Here is a 19,374-nt window from a genome sequence, read left to right as displayed (position 1 = left end):
CCGCAGAAAATACGCTTGTCTATTGTAAATATGATGTGCAGGCATGATCGTATCAGTCAGGGCTGCGTTTAGTCGTGTGTACTTTGGCAAAGCCGCAATGCCCGAGCGGGATTATGCTAAAATATTTTCAGTCTTCCACTCTTGAGTCTATCGATGTCCCCAACTGAAATTATCCCAAGCCTGCAATTAAATACCCGAGGTTTACGTTGTCCTGAGCCAGTCATGATGTTGCATCAGGCCATTCGTAAATCTAAAGCCGGTGATGTGGTTGAGGTGTTTGCTACCGATAATTCAACCTCTTGGGATATTCCAAAATTTTGCATGCACTTGGGACATGAATTGCTGTTGCAGGAAGAGTGTCTGGATGAAAACGGCAATAAAGAATTTCATTATCTGGTGAAAAAGGGCGGCTAAATTGGCCGAATTTTTTTTGAAATTTATGATCTGATAAGAGTTCCTATTCGATCTTAAAAATAATATTATCGCCATTCTCCAGAAAATAAACCCGCTTTCGAGCGGGTTTATTTTGTTCTCATGAGAGCTTAAATATTCGGATATGAGAACTTGCGGAATATATTCCTCATTCGCAAGATTACCCTAACATTACATGTTAGGGTATGAGCTCGCGCAAGGACTATCCGAATTACATGTTAGGGTAATTAGGACCACCGCCACCTTCCGGTGTTACCCAGGTGATGTTCTGAGACGGATCTTTAATGTCACAGGTCTTGCAGTGTACACAGTTGGCTGCATTGATCTGGAAACGTTTTGAACCGTCATTATTTTCCATGATTTCATAGACACCCGCCGGGCAGTAACGCTGCGCCGGTTCATCCCATTTAGGCAGGTTTACTTCAACCGGAATAGAGGCATCGGTCAGCTTTAAATGCGCAGGCTGGTTTTCTTCATGCACGGTATTCGATACAAATACAGAAGATAAACGGTCAAAAGTCAGCTTGCCATCCGGTTTTGGATAGTTTGGCTTGAAGCTTTCAGCGGCTTGGGTTTTCAGTGCAGCATGGTCTTGCACCAGATCATGCAGGGTAAATGGTACTTTGAACACGTTCTGGTCGATAAAGTTAAATGCACCACCCATCCATTGACCGAACTTGTGCATCGCCGGGCCAAAGTTACGTGAATTGTATAACTCTTCTTTGAGCCAGCTGTTGTTGAACTTGTCGGTATAAGCGGTGAGTTCCTTAACAAAGAAATCGTCACCCTCAACCACACGTGCAATCGCCAGATCACCGCCTTTTTCCACACCAGCCGCAATCGCTTCAAATACCGCTTCACCGCAGAGCATGCCGGATTTCATTGCGGTATGTGAGCCTTTGATTTTGGCAAAGTTCAGGAAGCCGGCATCATCACCAATGAGTGAGCCACCCGGGAAAGTGAACTTCGGTAACGAGTTAAAGCCACCTTTGGTCACGGCACGGGCGCCATAAGAAATACGCTTGCCGCCTTCTAAATACTGCTTGATTAAAGGATGGGTTTTCCAGCGCTGCATTTCCATGAATGGATACATATGCGGGTTGGTGTAGGACAGATCCACGATCATGCCCAAAGTCACCTGATTGTTTTCAGCGTGATACAGCCACCAGCCGCCTGAAGAACCGGTTTCATTCAATGGCCAGCCGGCGCCGTGCATCACCAGACCTGGTTTGTGCTTGGCAGGATCAATCTCCCAGAGTTCTTTAATGCCGATCCCGTAATGCTGTGGATCTGCATCTTTGGCCAGATTGAACTGTTCAATCAGACGTTTACCGAGGTGACCACGACAGCCTTCAGCAAAAATCGTATATTTGGCATGCAGTTCATAACCCGGAGTAAAGTTATGCGTCGGTTCGCCATCTTTACCAATGCCCATGTCACCGGTCTGGATGCCTTTTACCGTACCATCTGCATGATACAGAATGTCTGAGGCGGCAAAGCCCGGGAAGATTGAAACTTCCAGTTCTTCTGCTTTTTGGCCTAACCAGCGCACCACATTGCCGAGCGAGATGACGTAGTTGCCATCATTGTGCATGGTTTTTGGCACCATCCAGTGTGGTGCTTCTTGTGATTTTTCATCTGAAAGCAGGAAGAAGGTTTTATCTTCAGTCACCGGCACATTGAGCGGCGCACCTTGTTCTTTCCAGTCCGGGAACAATTCATTGATGGCACGCGGTTCTAGCACAGCACCAGACAGAATATGTGCGCCAACTTCGGAGCCTTTTTCTACGACACAAACGGACAAATCATTTAAGTTGTTTTCAATTGCAAGTTGACGGATTTTGATCGCAGCAGATAGACCCGCAGGGCCTGCGCCGACGATGACGACGTCAAACTCCATCGATTCACGTTCGATGTGTTCCATGTAGGACTCCTCATATTACTATTCGGTGGCAACCATAATCGGATGATTGGGTGCTGCCATAAGTGTTCTTGGTTCCTAGACACAAAAATACTGGTGTCTTTGATAATCTGGGCTAGTATAGTTTTAAACCGAGTTTTAGCCAATTGGCTGAAACATATTATTTTTCCGTCATTAAGGTCTTCTTTTATGGATAAGCCAGTACCCAGCAAACATCTGACGAAAAAAGTAACTTCTCCTGATGATAAAAATTTAATGGATATCGCGCAATACTTAAAAGATGCACAGGGCGGTCACAAAAGGTCAATTCCCCCTTTGGAGCAATGGCAGCCAAAGCATTGTGGCACAATGGATCTGAAGGTTTTGGCCAATGGAGAATGGTGGCACGAAGGTCAATTGATCAAACGCCAAGCCATGATTGACCTGTTTGCAACCGTCCTTTGGAAAGAGCAGGGAAAATTCTACCTAAAAACACCGGTAGAAATGATTGAAATTGAAGTGGAAGATGAACCTTTATTGGTCAATCAGGTCGATCAGGTCGAGATTAATGGACTGAGTTATTTACAACTGGGCACCACAACCCAAGACCTGATTATTGTGGATGCTGAACATCCGATCTTTATGCGTGAATATAAAGATGAGTTGCGACCTTATGTGCATGTACGTTTTGGAATCAATGCCCTGATCCAGCGTGCCGCATTTTTGCATCTGGTCGAGATGGGAGAGCTTGATGAAAATCCGGCAGGTGAAGCCGTTTTAAGTTTGAAAAGTGGCGATTTAGACTTGCATTTGAGCACCTGAGGTTTAAGCTTGGTCGCTAGAGTTTTTGACACCGCAATTCAGACCGTTATGAGCGCCATTCAACCCATTTCCCCGCTATTAGACCCGATGCCCAACGCAACAGCAGATGCGCCGATTGGTATTTTTGACTCGGGCGTAGGCGGCTTATCGGTGGCTCTGGAAATTGCCCGCCATCTGCCGAATGAACGCTTTGTCTATTATGCCGATACTGCACATGTGCCTTATGGCCCGAGAGATGATCAGGAAATCCGTAGCCTGACTGCTCAGGCGATTGAATGGCTGTATCGTCAGGGCTGTAAAGTGGCAGTCGTGGCTTGTAATACGGCTTCTGCCTTTAGTCTGGATTATTTGCGTGACTATTATGGCGAGAACTTTCCAATTATCGGTTTGGTGCCAGCACTTAAACCTGCAGTCTTGAATACCCGGTCGAAAACAGTTGCGGTCTTGGCAACACCGGCCACTTTTCGCGGGCAGCTGATTAAAGATGTGATCTCCCGTTTTGCCGAACCGGCTCAGGTTAAAGTCCTGCCTGTGACCAGTCTGGAACTGGTACCTTTTGTTGAGGCTGGAGAGCAGATGAGTGAAGCCTGTTTACAGACATTAATAGAGATTTTACAACCGGTTGTGGATCAAGGCGCTGATTATTTAGTGCTGGGATGTACGCATTACCCCTTCCTAAAAGCGTCAATTCAGTATATTTTTGGTCAAAAGCTGACATTAATTGACTCAGGATTCGCAGTTGCGAGACAAACGGCCCGAATTTTAATTAAAAATGAGTTATTATTTGAGCATGAGTGTAAAGAAAGCATGAAAATTGAATTGGTGGTGAGTGGGCAGAATGCTGAACAGCTCCGGCCGGTTTTGCAGCACCTGATTCCTGCCGGTTTAAAATGGCAGATCAGTAATATGAGTGCAGTTTAAAACTCATTTTTATAATTTTAAAAGAACGATATTTTTTCATTTTGGGGTGGTCATATTGTGTCAAAATGCATGAATTCATGCATTTTTTATGCAAATGTACAGGAGAAGAGGATAGCCCATGCTGGATAAACGATACCAAGTGTTCATCTCAACCTCTGGGGCAGAAATGCAGCCGGAACGTATCATTTTGTCTCAAACATTAGTGGGTATGGGGTTCTTCTCTTGGGGACTGGAACAGCGTACGCCGCTGAATACTGCTTTTTCACGCCGCCAGATTGATGATTGTGACTATGTAGTGATTTTGCTAGGCAGTCAGTATGGGGAACAGTCTGTCTCGGGTGTCGGTTATATGCACCTCGAATACATCTATGCAGTGACCAAGCAAAAACCGATTATTGTGTTTATGCATGACGATCCGGCATCACGTGAAAGCTCATTACATGATACCAAGCCGGAATTACGGGAAAAGTTTAAGGAATTCCGTCAATTATTGCAGCAGGAAGTAGACCAGGTCTTTACTTATCGCAGCTTGCGCGATCTGGAAATGGCAGTACGTTTTAATATGCCGCAAATGCTGGAGCGTTATCCGGTGACCGGATGGGTGCGTCCGCAAAATACCCAGGCGTTGCATGACGAGATTGATCAGCTCAAGGCTAAAGTGAGCCAACTGGAGCGTGATGGTGGAACGGCGAAAATAGATCCGTTCCTGAGCCTGCCTAAAGTATCCATGCATGAAGTTTTTTCTTTTGAATACCGGATGCAGGCTTATCAGGATGGAAACTTTAAGGAAATTAAAGTTCAGAAAAAACTCACTTGGGCGCAATTATTGGCCCTGCTGGGTTCTACCTTTGTCAATCCGACACCGGAAGAGTTTTTCTCCAAGCGGATGAATGAATATTTAAATGAAAACGGTCTGGAAGATGCACGGGCAGAAATGCCACGTGCACATGCCGTGGCTCGTGCCCAGATGAATATTCGTGCCTTGCATAGTCTGAAAATTCAGATGCGCCAGAATGACTGGATTGTGCCATCAGGTCGGGATGACCGCCAGCGCATGCTCTGGCAGATTACGCCGAAAGCTCAAAAATTACTGGACAGCAGTTTGCTGGATTTAGATCGTACTTTTCAATCTAAGTCAGTGTATTAATCCATATAGAGAATCAATCAAAAACTGTTAAAGTACAGGGGTTGATACCATGACGGATAAACTGAATGTCTTCTCCTGCTAAAGCTAAAGTGACGATTATATTGGCCAACTTGGGTACGCCAGATGCGCCCACGATTCCAGCAGTACGCCGTTTCCTGAAGCAGTTTTTGTCTGATCAGCGGGTGATTGAAATTCCGAAACCCATTTGGCAAATAATCCTGCGTTTATTCATTTTGCCATTTCGGCCTAAGCGGGTTTCACAGGCCTATGCACAGGTCTGGGGAGAGGATTCACCGATGCGTGAAATCCTGTTGCAGCAGGTCAATACAGTCAAAACCCATTTGACCCAGCTCTATCCGCAGTTTGAGTTGAATGTGGTGCCAGCAATGACTTATGGCAATCCGAATATTCAGCAGGTTTTGGCCAGAGTGTCTGAACAGCCGCAGGACCATGTGATCTTATTTCCACTATTTCCCCAATATTCTGCTACTTCGACTGCACCTCTCTATGATGCCCTGGCAAAATGGGTGGTGAAGCAACGCAATTTGCCTGGTTTGAGCATCATTCGGGATTATTATCAACATCCTTTATTTATTCAGGCTCTGGCGCAAAGCGTGCGTGACTATCAGGCAGTGCATGGTCAGCCGGAAAAACTGTTAATGTCTTTTCATGGTATTCCGCAGCCTTATGCCGACAAAGGCGATCCTTATGCCGATCGTTGTCGTATTACCGGACAACTGGTTGCACAGGCGTTAGGGCTGAGTGCAGAGCAATATGCGATTAGCTTTCAGTCACGCTTTGGCAAACAGGAATGGATTAAGCCCTATACCGATGTTTTGCTGGAAGACTGGGCCAAACAGGGGGTGAAATCCGTGCAGGTGATGAGCCCGGCATTCTCGGCTGACTGTCTGGAAACGCTTGAGGAACTTGCCATAGAAAATGCCGAGACTTTTAAATCCCTGGGGGGCGGCAGTTACAGTTATATACCGGCTTTAAATAGCCGCGATGACCATTTGCAATTGCTCAACAGTCTGCTACAGGCTAATCTGGATGCATTGACACAAACGCTTGCTCATTAATTTTTCACTAAGGTGTTTTGCCCTATGTTACAAGTCAAAATTGTTCCGGTTACTGCATTTCAGCAAAACTGTTCGATCGTTTGGGATGCGGACACCAAAGAAGCCATTTTGATTGATGCGGGCGGCGAAGCTGAGAAACTCAAAGCAGAGGTTGAGGCTTTGGGCTTAACCGTGAAAGCTTTATGGTTGACGCATGGCCATCTGGATCATGCCGGTGCGGTAGGGGCCTTGAAACAGGCCTGGAATGTACCGGTTATTGGTCCACATAAGGAAGATGCTTTCTGGCTGGACATGATTCAGGAGGTTTCAGCGCGTTATGGTTTTCCTATTCCAGAAAAAGTTGAAGTGACACAATGGCTGGAAGGGGGGGAAATACTGAAGCTCGGTAATGAAGAATTTGAGGTGCGTTTCGCGCCAGGGCATACCCCGGGCCATGTGATGTTTTATAATAGCAATCATGCCCTGTTATGGACGGGCGATGTGCTGTTTAAAGGCTCGATTGGCCGTACGGATTTCCCGCGTGGCGATCATCAGCAGCTCTTGGATTCGATTCAGCGTGAATGTTTCAGCCTGCCGGATGAAACCCAATTCATTTCAGGACATGGGCCAATTAGCACGATTGGTTTTGAAAAGCAGCATAATCCCTTTGTTGCAGGTAAAGCTGGTTAAATATGCAAGGAAATAAAAGGCCAGGCAGTCCTGGTCTTTTATTTTGAAAATGGATCACTGCCAAATTGACGGGTTTGCATGTGAATCAGCCAGGCCATAAAGGCAAGAAGCACACTCAATACGATAAATAAGCTATCTTGTTGGAAAATACCGACCCCTAGAGACAGAAGAGCCAGCAGACCCACTCCAACTAATATGACTTTTAAAATAATATAACCCATATTATTGCTCTAAAAATAATGTGAAAATTTAGAGTAGAACAATAATACTCAGGCATGCACAATGGTGTTACTTCATGTTGCCTTTTCTTGGTAATTTTATGGACTTCATGTGAATTTTTAGCTAACTTTTTACATAATTCCAGTTTTAGAAGAAGCAATATTTAACCTGAAGATATTCTAATCCTCAGAAGTGTCCGCCTGTGGTGCATCTTGAGTGGGCAAGCTATATTCTTCATTGGCCCATGCCCCTAAATCAATCATCTTGCAGCGTTCTGAGCAGAAAGGACGGAAATCATTTTCTTCCCAGGTGGTCAGTTTGCCACAGCGCGGACAGTTTAAAGTAGTGGGCATAAGGCAACTCCAAAGAAAAAATAAAGCTTCGATTAGGCAAATATAGCCGCACTTGGTAGACTTATGCGGTTTTTATTAGTTTGATCTGATTATGCCGATTCGTCAATTTCAAGCACAGCGTATGCATGCACCCCGTGATTTTCAAAGCATCAGTCCTGAAGCGGTCTGCATCGAAGTCGGGGCGGGTAAAGGCAAACATGCTTTGTTATTTACCAAGACCCACCCCGATACTCAACTGATTGCGATTGAACGTACCCGCGAAAAATTCCTGGCCATGCAAAAACAGCACGGGATTGAAGGTCAGGCCAATTTACAGACCGTTCATGCCGATGCTTTGCCGTGGATCGTGCATGCATTGTATCCAGAGCAGGTAGAACAATTCTTTATTTTGTATCCAAATCCGGAACCGCATAATCCGGCGCAGCGCTGGGTCAATATGCCATTTTTTGAGTTTTTACTTTCCCGTTTAAAGACGGGTGGAACCATTACACTGGCCAGTAATATTCCTGCTTATATCGAAGAAGCAGAACAGCAGGCGGAACAACTGTGGAAATTACCTTTTATTAAAGAAGTCATTGCCCAGGATTCAGCACGCACTCATTTTGAAATTAAATATCTGGAACGTGGGGAATTGTGTCAGCAACTTATTATTACTAAACCTGAAGCTTATGTGACACGGTTTGATGATTTCCAGCCTTTGCAAGGGCAGAATGCTAGCATCGCGGAATAATCAGATGAGCAAACGTATTGCCATTGTTGGCGCTGGCCCTGCCGGGTTAATGGCCGCAGAAGTCCTTAGTCAGTTTGATTATGAGCTGCACGTCTATGAGCAAAAACCGTCTGCTGCACGTAAATTTTTGATGGCAGGCAAAACCGGCCTGAATATCTCTCATGCGGAACCGGTTGAGCAATTTGTGCAGCGTTATGATCAGGTGGACTGGTTGTCGCCATGGGTCAAACAGTGGGATGCTGTCTGGATTCAAAACTGGATGCAGGAACTAGGCATTGAGCCTTATATTGGTTCATCCGGTCGGGTATTTCCCACAGAGATGAAAGCTGCTCCCTTGCTGCGTGCCTGGCTCAAGCGCTTGGCCAGTCATGGCATCCAGTTTCATTACCGGCATAAAGTCAGCCGCCTGCATCAGCAACAGCTTGAGCTGCACGATCTAAAAAATAATGAACTTCGCACTGAAAAATTTGATGCAATTATTTTGGCCTGTGGCGCAATATCCTGGTCAGAACTGGGCAGTGACGGCGCATGGCAAGCCTGGTTAAAACCCGATGAGATTGAGGCTTTTCAGGCCAGTAATGCCGGGGTGGAATATCCATGGTCCAAGTTCATGCAGCCAGTCTTTGGTCAGCCTTTAAAACGTGTAGAAGCCTGGGTCGGGCAAGGTGAAAAAACCACGGGTGACATTGTGATCAGTCATTATGGGCTTGAAAGTGGTTTGATTTATAAGCAGGGAAGAGGTTTACGCGAACAGCTAAAACAAGGTCAGCAAATGCAACTGAGTCTGGATTTATTTCCTGACCAAAGTGTGGGGCAATTGGCGAAAAAATTACAGCCGACTAAGAAGCAGTCTTTAAGCAATGTTTGGCGTAAAGCCGGATTGGATGGTGCCAAAGCGGCTTTGGTGCGTGAACTGGTGGCCAAGACTTGGTGGCAAGATGCTGCTGAATTAGCCAAGCAGATAAAACATTTGACCATTCCACTTACAGGCTTTCGTCCGATTGAAGAAGCGATTAGCTGTGCAGGTGGGGTCAAGCGTGAAGTGCTGTCGGAACAGCTCCAACTTAAATCCAATCCGTATGTATTTCTTTGTGGGGAAATGCTGGACTGGGATGCACCGACTGGAGGTTATCTGCTGACAGCCTGTTTTGCTACAGGCCGGGCGGCAGGTCAAGGGGTGCATCAGTTCCTAAAGGCCAGCTAAGTCATTTTATGCTGAGGGAGAAAAAGCCCTTATTCTGAAATGCAGACCAAGCCTGGACAGTATCATGCTTATTCAAGGTGCCTGTATGCACCCATTGAGCTTAGATATTCGCTGTGTATTTTAGTCAAGCTGGGTGCAAGCAATGAGCTCCATGGAATTAACTGGCTGGGCGGGCAGGTGCTGTGTTGGCATTCAGATCCGGATATTGCGAACGCCAGCGTTCTAGTTGCTCTTGCGCATGCAGATATTTCCCTAAACCTTTGACACTTTCACTGGCCTCATTCACTGTTTTGGTTTGAGTCTCAGGACTATTTACCAATTTGTCCTGATGTTGCCAATATTGATACATCATGCCCTGAATATAACGGCCCTGTTCGGTTTTCAGTTCTAAATCCTTCAGCATATTCAGGGCTGACTGTACATGATCGCGCTGGCGTTGCTGAATAAACTCCGGACTCAAGCTATCTTCATCACGCATGCTGTTTAATTCTTTTTCCAGCTCCGCACTCATTTCCTGAAAACGTTGCTCATAATCGGTCAGTACTGCAATATCATGTGGATCATCAGTGGTTTTGGGAAAGTCTTTCAGCGGCTCGGTTTTCAGTTCCTGCATCACCTGATCTGAAGCCGTACTGTCTGCAGCCGGTTCGGTACTTTCCGATGTTTTCTGGTCACATGCCATGAGCAGCATGACTGCTGCAAACAGGGCAGTGCGTGTCATTCCTGATATTTTATGCATGATTGACTCCTGTTTTTAATTAGTTTTTTTAAATACGTATATATGGGTAATATAAGGAAAATAAATCATTTCCTCTATACCTTTGGCTGTATAGTCCCAGATAATCTGTTCAAACTGTTGTTTGAGCTGTGCTTGCCGGGATGCCGGCATGGCTGCAATAAAGCTGGTCGAGAGTAGCCGTTTTGATACCACCTGCTCCACACTGCCATGGTGTTGCCGGGTCATGCTGGTTTCTGCATACGGCTGAAACAGGGTTTGTTGTTCAAACACCTTGCGCCACGCTCCGCTATGATAACGCGGGGTATCACCTTCTAATGGGGCGATACACTCTGCCAGTGCCTGAACCCAGGCTACCCGGGTATCCCGCTGATTCCAGACCAGAACCAGATAAGCATCGGGTTTTAGGACTCGGTTGAGTTCCTGTAAGGTCTCTGCATTCGCAAACCAGTGAAATGACTGTGCACAAAATACCGCATTCAGGCTATGATCAGGCAAGGGGAGTTGATGGCTCAGGCCTTCAACAGCCTCAATGTCCGGATGGGCCAGTTTTAATTGTGCCAGCATTTCCGCAACCGGATCGACAGCGATGATGTTTTTACTGAGCGGGCGTAAATAAGGAATAAACTTGCCGGTCCCACTGCCCAAATCCAAAAGACGCGCATCGACAGGCAAAGTCAAAGTATCGGCCAGCCACTGACTGATCTCTGCCGGATAATCGGGACGCACTTGCTGATACAGCTCGGCAGATGCACTAAAACCCCGTTTTGCTGCCGGATGTAATGATTGTGTCATATTTTGCGCTTTTTAATCTTTTTGATCGATATAAAATAGCATATTCACTTTTTTGACAGCATTCATTGATTGAATTGTTGTGGAAGGGTTCGATTTACCAGCACGGGAAAGTTATGGACAAGCAGATTGTTTTTGAAGATGAGCATATACGCGCGATTTTTATGCCGGGGTCATCTTCAGAATTGATTTTTTCATTTGGCGATTTGATTACCCGTGCCAAGGGCCTCAACATCAATGCAGAAAAGTCGCTACAGAAATTCGAGTTCAATGTTCTGGGTATTATGCCCAAGCACAAGTCCTGGTTCCCGCAAGGTTCCATGTGGAACATGTTAAAGGCAGTGGCTGAACTGATTGCGCCGTTTCAGCAGCGGGTTGCCTATGGTGGCTCGATGGGTGGCTATGCCGCGATCAAGTATTCCCGCGCCTTAGGCGTGCAGCGCGTGGTGGCGATGGTGCCGCAATATTCGATCAATCCGGATGATGTACACGATGCCCGCTATAATATGTTCTATCAACCAGAGCTGAATGCAGGAATGCGGGTTGAAGCCGAAGATATCGATAGCACGTGCGAATATATTATTGTCTATGATCCGTATTGTGCCGAAGACCGTGCGCATTATCTGAAATTACAGGCCCTGATTCCGCAGCATCATGTGCTGCATTTGCCATTTACCGGACATGATGCCATTGCCGTTCTGGCCAGTTCCGAATTGCTGTATGACTTTTTGGTACATGATTACGAACCGAGTTATTTTTACCAGAAAATGCGTCGGGTCAAGAAAAACAGCAAGTTCTATTATCGCAAAGTCATTGAAAATGTCTTGCCACGCCATCGTATGGCCTTGGGGCGTATCCTGAAAAATAATGATCTGCAACTGGATAATCAGTTTTTTGATGCCAGCCAGAAACAGGTGATCTTAAGAGAATTATTGCGAAATAAACAGGTCGATCAGCATGACCTGCTCAAGCTTGGCATTCATGTGAATTTGCCGCAGGAAAATCGTCAGTTGCTTCTGGATCAATATGGACATGGTCTGGTATTTAATGTCATCAGTCATAAAATCGAAAGTTATGCAGAAGGCGCGATTGCCCTGAACCATAAATTCCTGATTCCGATTTATGCCAAAGGCAATGGCCTATTGAGCATCAGCTTGAATGATGAGCGTTATCTGGTGGTGATGAATGACCGGCATGTCATGAAACTGATCAAGGAGCAGGATGAACTCAGTCTGGGCATGCACCCGATTCTCATGAAACGTTATAGCGATTATTATGTGTTCAGCTATAAGCACTTGAATTTAAGTACCAATGAGTATGGCGCTGCGGCCTTTATCGATGAAAGTGACAAAAATACGCAGTTTGTGACGCACAATGAGATAAACTAGCTTTATTTTTTAATAAAAAACAATTACTTGACATGTGATTGGCTAGGCATAATATAGAGATAGGCGGTACAAATAATATCCACCCGTACTGCTCCCGATAGTTGAAACGAACCAGGGGGTCTCTATATGATGCAATCTGCCCAGATGATACAAGTCTGTTTCATGGTCGGTTTAGCGCTGCCCAATCTGGCACATGCAGAAAGTGTACATCCAGCCGTGATTATGATGAGTGCATCGATTATTTTCATGATCATTCTGGCGGTGTATGTGATCTATAAAATCCGGCGTTCATTGCGCAATCATCTCGATAAACCGCTAGATTAAGATTGGCAGAGCGGAAACTGCTTGAAAAGCCTCAATGACTTGTTTTAAATGATAAAGATCAATGGTTCAACAGGATTGAGGGAACAGCCATGAAAGCCGTTTATTTAGACTATGCTTCTCTAGACCAACAGGATTTGGACTTTCAGGCACTGCATGCAGCCTTTGATCCGCTTGTGTTGTATCCAACGACTTCGGCGGCCGAGATTGCTTCCCGTGTGGCCGAGGTTGAGGTCATTATTAGCAATAAAGTACTGATTGATGCTGCGACCATTCAGCAATGTCCTGAACTGAAACTGATCCTGATTTCTGCGACCGGCAGCAATAATGTCGATCTGGCAGCAGCCAAAGCACGTGGCATTGTGGTCTGTAACTGTCAGGCCTATGGAACGTCTGCGGTTGCACAACATACTTTAATGTTAATGCTCAATCTGGCCACTTCATTTCTGTCTTATCAACATGCGCTACAACAAGGCCAGTGGCAAAAATCTTCACAATTCTGTTTGCTGGATGCGCCAATTGTCGAGCTGGCCGGAAAAACACTGGGCATTGTCGGTTATGGTGAACTGGGCCATGCGGTGGCGAAACTGGCTGAAGCTTTTGGCATGAAAGTTCTGATTGCGGCGCTGCCAAACCGTCCAGCAGATGCATCCCGTGTAGCATTTGCCGAGTTGCTTGCTCAAGTTGATTTTCTCAGTCTGCATTGTCCACTCACTGAAGACACCCGGCATTTGATCAGTCATGCTGAACTCGAAGCCATGAAGCCAAGCGCATTTTTAATTAACTGTGCGCGTGGCGGAATTGTCGATGAAGCAGCCTTGGCGCAGGCGCTGCGTGAGGGTCAGATTGCCGGTGCAGCGACCGATGTTTTAACGGTTGAGCCACCGAAAGAAGGCAATGTCCTGCTTGATGCTACAATTCCAAACCTGATTGTGACGCCGCATAATGCCTGGGGCAGTGTTGATGCACGGCAGCGCATTGTGAATCAGATGGTCGAAAATATTGAAGCTTTTAAAAATGGCCAGCCGATACGGCAGGTGAATTGATTTTTAACCCTTCTCTTGAAGTGAGTATTTTTTGCTGAAAGATAAATAAAAAGCCCATGACGGGCTTTTCTTATAAATCAGTCACTGCATAGCTGGTGGCAGTGCCGGAACCGGATTGAGGTTGCATCTGTGGTGTTGTGGTTTGCTGAGGCGCAGAGGATTCACTCAAAGGCTGTTGCACAATCGGTGCTGCTTGTTGAGGGTTGGCGCGCCACACTTCTTTGGTTTGCTGGATTTTCTGATTGGTTTGTTGGGCTGCTTGCGTAGCTCCCTGATCGACTTTTTGTGCGGTTTCTGAAGCCGCTGCCTTGGTATTTCCCCAAGCACGATCTACACCTGGTTTGACTTTGGCAATGCCTTTTTCAGTCACTTCACCGACTTTTTCTGCGGTATTGATGACGCCTTCCTGAGCTTTATAGGCAAAGACATGCAAAAGATTTGGATTGGTGCCATATGGCACAATAGGTTTGCTGGTTTGTGCTTCTGATTCGGTTGCAGCTTGTGTCAATACCGGAATGCAGATTAAAAATGCAGTGCCGAGAATAATAGCTTTTTTCATCATCATAATGTGATCGACCTCGAAGTAGTCAAATAGCGATCTTTTGTTTGATTTTGAGTGTAGCGGATAATTTCACGAAAACAATGAAGATCTGATGGATTCGTGAGCACTTCCAAGAAGTACAATTTAGCTTTTTTGTAATGAAAGACGGCGCGGTGAGATATGAAACCGGTTTTTATTTATTTTAGATAAAGAATTGCCCCATTTTCTGAATAAAAACAGGGCAGGATGCTTAGTCACATTGAGTTAATGCATCTTTGGCAAAGTGATGGCGGAGTGAAATAAAGTTTTTTTGTACATTTTTGGCATGTAGATCAAACTTTTGTGCAGTGCTGGTGCCGTCGCGCTGGAAAGTTGCTGAACCTGCATCCATCAGGGTAAGGCCTTTAAATGACCATTGTTCAACGACACGGTTATTGCCAAGATCGCCGGTAAATTCAATCACGCATTTGTCGAGGAACTTGGTCAGTTTTGCCTTGTTGTTGGTGGTTTCTGGAGATACTTCGAGGTTTTGTACTTCCTGTAAGACGCCAACTTCAAGCTGCGGGATTTTTGGTGCAGATGTACAAGCTGTAACTGCGATACTCGCAAGACCCGTCAAAATAAGAGCTTTAAATTTCATATGATTCTTTCTTGTTGAGTGTTGTTAGGTTGAGTATAGGCAATTCAGATGAAATTGCCTATGATTTGAAAACTAATTTTAAAGAATACTCTACCCGTATAGATATAAGTATGGATCATCTACTAGACTCTTTAGATCAAATAGAAAATTTAGAAAATCAGCTGCGTAATTATATTAATTGTGGAGTTCTTCATTACCAATTATTAAATGATAAGCACAGATGGTGGATGCTATGCAGTGCTTTAGATGTGTTAGGAGACACATCCTTAGCCTTTAAGGATTATCTGCAAACGGAGTTTCCTAAAGAAACAGGGCTTAAATACATTCATTGCTATGGAATTTTACAATGTTTCATTCTTCAACAAGATAGCTTGAAGCATCTATATGAAGTATTCAAAGTTCAATGGGAAGCAAATAGTGAGTTGAAAAAGATCCGTAAGGTTCGGAATGCTTCGATTGGGCACACAATCCTAAATAATGAAGGAGGAAGAAGCGAAAAAGATAAGGATGAATTTAATAATTTTATTTCTCGTATCACAATTAATAAATCTGGTTTTGACTTGTTGAGATATTCTAAAAAGAAAGAAGATACAGTTTATGAAGAAATTTCTATTTATGAGTTACTCAAGAAGCAATTAGATGAAGCAATTGTTCTCTTGAGAAGACTGAATAAAGAAATAATTATTATGGAAAATGAAGTTAAAAAGAAATTTGAAAATGAAAAATTAGTTGGCTTGTTGCCAATTTCTTATTGGTTTGAAAAAATTCATAGTATTTATGATGAGCAGAATAAACTATTTGCTTATACAGCTTTAGATAATATCCAGAGAGAATATTTAGCGTTAAAACAATCTTTAGAAAATCGATTATTACATGGTGAATATTGGTTTAATGAAATTGAAGATTATCTAGTTGCAATCGAGTTAATGAGAAAAGCAATGCGGAGCAATGATGAACGAGCTGGACGAATATATAATTTTTATCTTAATGAAAAAAATGACTATTTCAAAAGCTTAATGGCTGAAATTGATGAAAAGTATGAAATAAAAAACCCGCTTTAAAGCGGGTTTTTTATTAAATCGGAACTTAGTGCTGTAACACTGAAATATCAGCGACTTTCGTAAACAAATCACGCAGCTGAGCAAGCATACGTAAACGGTTTGCTTTCAAGTCAGCATCATCAGCCATCACCATTACACCGTCAAAGAAAGCATCGACTGGCGCACGAAGTGCAGCAAGTGCAGATAACGCAGCAGTGTAGTCTTTGGCAGCGAATAACGGCTCAACCACAGGCGTGATTTTCGCAAGTTCAGCGAACAATGCTTTTTCAGCATCTTCAACCAGGTTTGCTTCAACCACAGCACCTTCAGGTGCAGCTTCTTTGGCAAGAATGTTGGCAACACGTTTGTTGGCAGCAGCAAGTGCAGCAGCTTCAGGAAGCGCGCGGAAGTGATTGACCGCATTTACACGCTTGTCAAAATCAAGTGGAGATTTTGGTGACAAGGCTTGAACAGCTTGAATCACATCAACAGCTACGCCTTGGTCTTCGTATTTCGCACGGTAACGGCCTTCAAGGAATGCAACTGCATCATTTAAAGTCTTGTCGTGATCTTTCAATACATCGCCATAAGCAGCTAAAGCAAGTTTGATCAGGTTTTCAATCGACACATCAAGTTCATTTTCAGTCACAAGACGCAAAATACCAATTGCAGAACGACGCAGTGCAAACGGGTCTTTAGAGCCTGTAGGCGCTTGACCAATACCAAAAATACCCGTCAAAGTATCTAAACGATCCGCAAGGGCAATGGTTGTACCTGTTTTGGTTTTCGGTAAAACGTCACCCGCGAATTTAGGTAAATACTGCTCGCCTAAAGACTCAGCAACTTCATCATTTTCGCCTTCAAGACGTGCGTAGTAAGTCCCTGCGATCCCTTGAAGTTCAGGGAACTCACCCACAAGTTCAGAGGTTAAGTCACATTTTGCAAGAAGCGCTGCTTTTTCAGCGTCTTGAGCATTTGCACCCGTAATAGGCGCTAAAGCAACAGCCAATTTTGCAATACGTTCAGACTTGTTCCAAAGCGTGCCCAATTCTGCTTGGAACACCATGTTCGCCAATTTCTCTTTACGAGAAGCAAGCGGTTGTTTTTGGTCTTGCAGGAAGAAGAATTCAGCATCCGACAAACGTGGACGAACCACTTTCTCGTTACCTTCAATAATTTGTGTCGGGTCTTTCGACTCAATGTTAGACACCGTAATGAAGTACGGTTGAAGTTTATTGTCGCTGTTCACTAAGCAGAAGTACTTTTGGTTGTCCTGCATGGTCGTGATCAACGCTTCTTGAGGAACAGCAAGGAAGCGTTCTTCAAAGCTTGCACGAAGCGCAACAGGCCATTCAACCAATGCTGTTACTTCGTCACGAAGGTCACTTGGTACAATTGCAATGGCATTGACTTCATCAGCCAACGCTTTCACTTGTTGGTCGATAATGGCTTGACGTTCTTCAAAAGAAGCCACAACATGCGCTGCTTTTAATTTCGCTAAGTATTCGTCAGCATGCGTTAAAGTGATTGCTTCAGGTGCATGGAAACGATGACCGAAAGTCACGTTAGCTGCTTTGTGATCTTGAATGGTTGCATCAACAATGTCGTTGTCTTTAAGCAATACCACCCATTTCACAGGACGTACAAATTCAGTACGGCTCGCCGCAGAACGCATGCGTTTTGCAATTGGCAGGTTGTCTAATGCATTTTGTAAAATTTGTGGTAAAAGTGCATCAAGGCTTTGGCCTTTGACATCTTTTAGGTAGCACACTTTTTCAACTTTACCGGCTTGGAAAGTCGATACTTGATCAACCGTGATGCCTTGACCACGCATAAAGCCTTCAAGCGCTTTGGTTGGGTTGCCTTCCGCATCAAAGGCTGCTTGCTTTGCAGGGCCGTCGAAACGTTTTTGCGTGTCAGCTTGCGCGCCATCAACATTGGTAATTTTTAATGCTAAACGACGTGGTGCTGCATAGGCTTCGATAGAATCAAAAGCAAGACCAGCATCTTTTAAGCCTTTTACGGTTTCTGCTTGCAATGCATCACGTAATTTTTTAAGGCTTTTCGGTGGAAGTTCTTCACAGCCTAATTCGAACAAAACGGTATGTTTAGACATTATTTGCTCTCCTTAGATTCAACTTTTGCTTCCGCTTCAACTTGTGCTTTTAACTGCGCTAAAACTTCATCACGAAGCTCAGGTTCAGCCATCGGGAAGCCCAATTTCGCACGCGCTGCTACATAGCTATTTGCAATGGCACGTGCCAAAGTACGCACACGTAAAATATAACGTTGACGTTCAGTCACCGAAATCGCGCCACGCGCATCTAATAAGTTAAAGCAGTGTGATGCTTTAATCACTTGCTCATAAGCAGGCAATGGCAGTTCAGCTTCGATTAAACGCGTTGCTTCAGCTTCGTAGAAATCGAACAGCTCAAACATTTTTTCAACGTTTGCATATTCAAAGTTATAAGTTGACTGCTCAACTTCATTTTGATGGAACACATCGCCATAGGTCACAGTACCGAACTGACCTTTGGTCCAAACTAAATCGTAAACCGAGTCTACACCTTGCAAGTACATGGCAAGACGCTCAAGACCGTAGGTGATTTCGCCTGTCACTGGGTAGCATTCAACACCGCCCACTTGCTGGAAATAAGTAAACTGAGTCACTTCCATACCGTTGAGCCAGACTTCCCAGCCTAGACCCCAAGCGCCGAGGGTTGGCGATTCCCAGTTGTCTTCGACAAAACGAATGTCGTGTACCAGTGGGTCGATCCCAATCGCTTTAAGCGAGTCAAGGTAGAGCTGTTGGATGTTGTCCGGGTTTGGCTTCAGTACCACCTGGAATTGGTAATAATGTTGCAGACGGTTGGGGTTTTCGCCATAACGGCCATCTTTCGGACGACGTGACGGCTGAACGTAGGCTGCGTTCCAGGTTTCAGGCCCTAAAGCACGAAGGAAAGTCGCTGTATGGAATGTTCCTGCGCCCATTTCCATGTCGTAAGGCTGTAAAATTACACAGCCTTGCTCCGCCCAGTAAGTTTGTAAGGCAAGAATTAAGCCTTGGAAGGTATCAATATGCGATATGGCGCGACTCATGGTCATCCACTTAAAATTAGAGAAAAATTGTGCTCAATTATAAGGACTTTGCAGGGGAGTGGCAAAGGGTTAATGTGTGGAACCTTTTTTGAAAAAACCCAGAATACCTTTAAACAAGAAGAGTCATCTATGCATCTGTCGTGATTTCAGCTTTACTGGCCGATTGAGGCTAACTTAAAAATCAAGAATAAATCAGATATATGGCATCCGATTAACCGGAGCGTTATAAAGCTCAACTGATCTTATACGATTAGCATCCTAAAATTAGTTTAATATTCACACAATATAATAATGC

General features: G+C 44.7%; 21 protein-coding genes. 12 read left to right on the top strand and 9 right to left on the bottom strand.

Annotated features, from left to right (window positions below; translation table 11 throughout):
* Positions 1–153 precede the first annotated feature (153 nt).
* On the top strand, positions 154–414 hold the full coding sequence (gene tusA / locus LOZ91_RS09860; protein ID WP_005172942.1) for a sulfurtransferase TusA: 261 nt from the start codon (positions 154–156) through the stop codon (positions 412–414).
* A 229-nt stretch (positions 415–643) separates the two neighbouring features.
* On the opposite strand, the gene LOZ91_RS09855 is transcribed toward tusA, so the two are convergent.
* Positions 644–2,356, bottom strand: a complete 1,713-nt coding sequence (locus LOZ91_RS09855; protein ID WP_005095364.1) for an electron transfer flavoprotein-ubiquinone oxidoreductase — start codon at positions 2,354–2,356, stop codon at positions 644–646.
* Positions 2,357–2,542: 186 nt separating this feature from the next.
* Between LOZ91_RS09855 and LOZ91_RS09850 the strand changes: the two genes are divergently transcribed.
* From LOZ91_RS09850 to LOZ91_RS09830, 5 genes are all read left to right on the top strand, one after another.
* Positions 2,543–3,154: a DUF1285 domain-containing protein gene (locus LOZ91_RS09850; RefSeq protein ID WP_005095365.1), complete on the top strand. Its 612-nt coding sequence runs from the start codon at positions 2,543–2,545 to the stop codon at positions 3,152–3,154.
* A 48-nt stretch (positions 3,155–3,202) separates the two neighbouring features.
* Positions 3,203–4,075 carry a glutamate racemase gene (gene murI / locus LOZ91_RS09845; RefSeq protein WP_034608802.1) on the top strand — a complete coding sequence of 291 codons (873 nt, stop codon included), beginning with the start codon at positions 3,203–3,205 and terminating at the stop codon, positions 4,073–4,075.
* A 118-nt stretch (positions 4,076–4,193) separates the two neighbouring features.
* Entirely contained in the window at positions 4,194–5,222 is a 1,029-nt protein-coding gene (locus LOZ91_RS09840; protein ID WP_225553243.1) for a DUF4062 domain-containing protein, read from the top strand.
* A gap of 65 nt (positions 5,223–5,287) precedes the next feature.
* Entirely contained in the window at positions 5,288–6,301 is a 1,014-nt protein-coding gene (hemH, locus tag LOZ91_RS09835; RefSeq protein WP_244783111.1) for a ferrochelatase, read from the top strand.
* Between the two features lie 24 nt (positions 6,302–6,325).
* Positions 6,326–6,970, top strand: coding sequence for an MBL fold metallo-hydrolase (locus tag LOZ91_RS09830; RefSeq protein ID WP_244783110.1), 645 nt, complete (start codon positions 6,326–6,328; stop codon positions 6,968–6,970).
* A 38-nt stretch (positions 6,971–7,008) separates the two neighbouring features.
* Here the strand turns inward: LOZ91_RS09830 and LOZ91_RS09825 are convergent, their stop codons facing one another.
* The gene (locus LOZ91_RS09825) at positions 7,009–7,191 is read right to left on the bottom strand and encodes a hypothetical protein (protein ID WP_244783109.1); all 183 of its coding nucleotides are present in this window, start codon (positions 7,189–7,191) and stop codon (positions 7,009–7,011) included.
* Positions 7,192–7,368: 177 nt separating this feature from the next.
* Entirely contained in the window at positions 7,369–7,542 is a 174-nt protein-coding gene (locus tag LOZ91_RS09820; RefSeq protein ID WP_005095374.1) for a DNA gyrase inhibitor YacG, read from the bottom strand.
* Positions 7,543–7,627: 85 nt separating this feature from the next.
* Between LOZ91_RS09820 and LOZ91_RS09815 the strand changes: the two genes are divergently transcribed.
* Together LOZ91_RS09815 and LOZ91_RS09810 are read left to right on the top strand one after the other, a co-directional pair.
* Entirely contained in the window at positions 7,628–8,272 is a 645-nt protein-coding gene (locus LOZ91_RS09815) for an SAM-dependent methyltransferase (RefSeq protein ID WP_171063366.1), read from the top strand.
* Positions 8,273–8,276: 4 nt separating this feature from the next.
* A complete protein-coding gene (locus LOZ91_RS09810) occupies positions 8,277–9,476 on the top strand; it encodes a TIGR03862 family flavoprotein (RefSeq protein ID WP_100534763.1) in 1,200 nt (399 codons plus the stop codon).
* Between the two features lie 157 nt (positions 9,477–9,633).
* Here the strand turns inward: LOZ91_RS09810 and LOZ91_RS09805 are convergent, their stop codons facing one another.
* Complete coding sequence (locus LOZ91_RS09805; RefSeq protein ID WP_180185884.1) at positions 9,634–10,215, bottom strand: hypothetical protein; 582 nt, start codon at positions 10,213–10,215, stop codon at positions 9,634–9,636.
* Positions 10,216–10,230: 15 nt separating this feature from the next.
* A complete protein-coding gene (locus tag LOZ91_RS09800; RefSeq protein WP_180185883.1) occupies positions 10,231–11,007 on the bottom strand; it encodes a class I SAM-dependent methyltransferase in 777 nt (258 codons plus the stop codon).
* A 113-nt stretch (positions 11,008–11,120) separates the two neighbouring features.
* Between LOZ91_RS09800 and LOZ91_RS09795 the strand changes: the two genes are divergently transcribed.
* From LOZ91_RS09795 to LOZ91_RS09785, 3 genes are all read left to right on the top strand, one after another.
* Complete coding sequence (locus LOZ91_RS09795) at positions 11,121–12,392, top strand: hypothetical protein (RefSeq protein WP_244783108.1); 1,272 nt, start codon at positions 11,121–11,123, stop codon at positions 12,390–12,392.
* 126 nt (positions 12,393–12,518) lie between these two features.
* Positions 12,519–12,716 carry a hypothetical protein gene (locus LOZ91_RS09790; RefSeq protein WP_005172920.1) on the top strand — a complete coding sequence of 66 codons (198 nt, stop codon included), beginning with the start codon at positions 12,519–12,521 and terminating at the stop codon, positions 12,714–12,716.
* Positions 12,717–12,805: 89 nt separating this feature from the next.
* The gene (locus tag LOZ91_RS09785) at positions 12,806–13,759 is read left to right on the top strand and encodes a 2-hydroxyacid dehydrogenase (protein ID WP_100329301.1); all 954 of its coding nucleotides are present in this window, start codon (positions 12,806–12,808) and stop codon (positions 13,757–13,759) included.
* 70 nt (positions 13,760–13,829) lie between these two features.
* On the opposite strand, the gene LOZ91_RS09780 is transcribed toward LOZ91_RS09785, so the two are convergent.
* Entirely contained in the window at positions 13,830–14,324 is a 495-nt protein-coding gene (locus LOZ91_RS09780) for a hypothetical protein (RefSeq protein WP_244783107.1), read from the bottom strand.
* A gap of 226 nt (positions 14,325–14,550) precedes the next feature.
* On the bottom strand, positions 14,551–14,940 hold the full coding sequence (locus LOZ91_RS09775) for a hypothetical protein (protein ID WP_005095392.1): 390 nt from the start codon (positions 14,938–14,940) through the stop codon (positions 14,551–14,553).
* An 11-nt stretch (positions 14,941–14,951) separates the two neighbouring features.
* Between LOZ91_RS09775 and LOZ91_RS09770 the strand changes: the two genes are divergently transcribed.
* Positions 14,952–16,001, top strand: coding sequence for a hypothetical protein (locus tag LOZ91_RS09770; protein ID WP_141667087.1), 1,050 nt, complete (start codon positions 14,952–14,954; stop codon positions 15,999–16,001).
* Between the two features lie 25 nt (positions 16,002–16,026).
* Here the strand turns inward: LOZ91_RS09770 and glyS are convergent, their stop codons facing one another.
* Positions 16,027–18,096, bottom strand: coding sequence for a glycine--tRNA ligase subunit beta (glyS, locus tag LOZ91_RS09765; protein WP_244783106.1), 2,070 nt, complete (start codon positions 18,094–18,096; stop codon positions 16,027–16,029).
* Complete coding sequence (gene glyQ, locus LOZ91_RS09760) at positions 18,096–19,079, bottom strand: glycine--tRNA ligase subunit alpha (RefSeq protein ID WP_005095400.1); 984 nt, start codon at positions 19,077–19,079, stop codon at positions 18,096–18,098. Before glyQ ends, glyS begins: the two co-directional genes overlap by 1 nt.
* Positions 19,080–19,374 lie beyond the last annotated feature (295 nt).

Origin of the sequence: Acinetobacter sp. F-1 (assembly GCF_022869025.1) — a bacterium.
In the GTDB taxonomy this organism is placed as follows: domain Bacteria; phylum Pseudomonadota; class Gammaproteobacteria; order Pseudomonadales; family Moraxellaceae; genus Acinetobacter; species Acinetobacter pseudolwoffii.
Note: the sequence above shows the minus strand (reverse complement) of the source record. Positions and strands in the feature narration are given on the sequence as shown.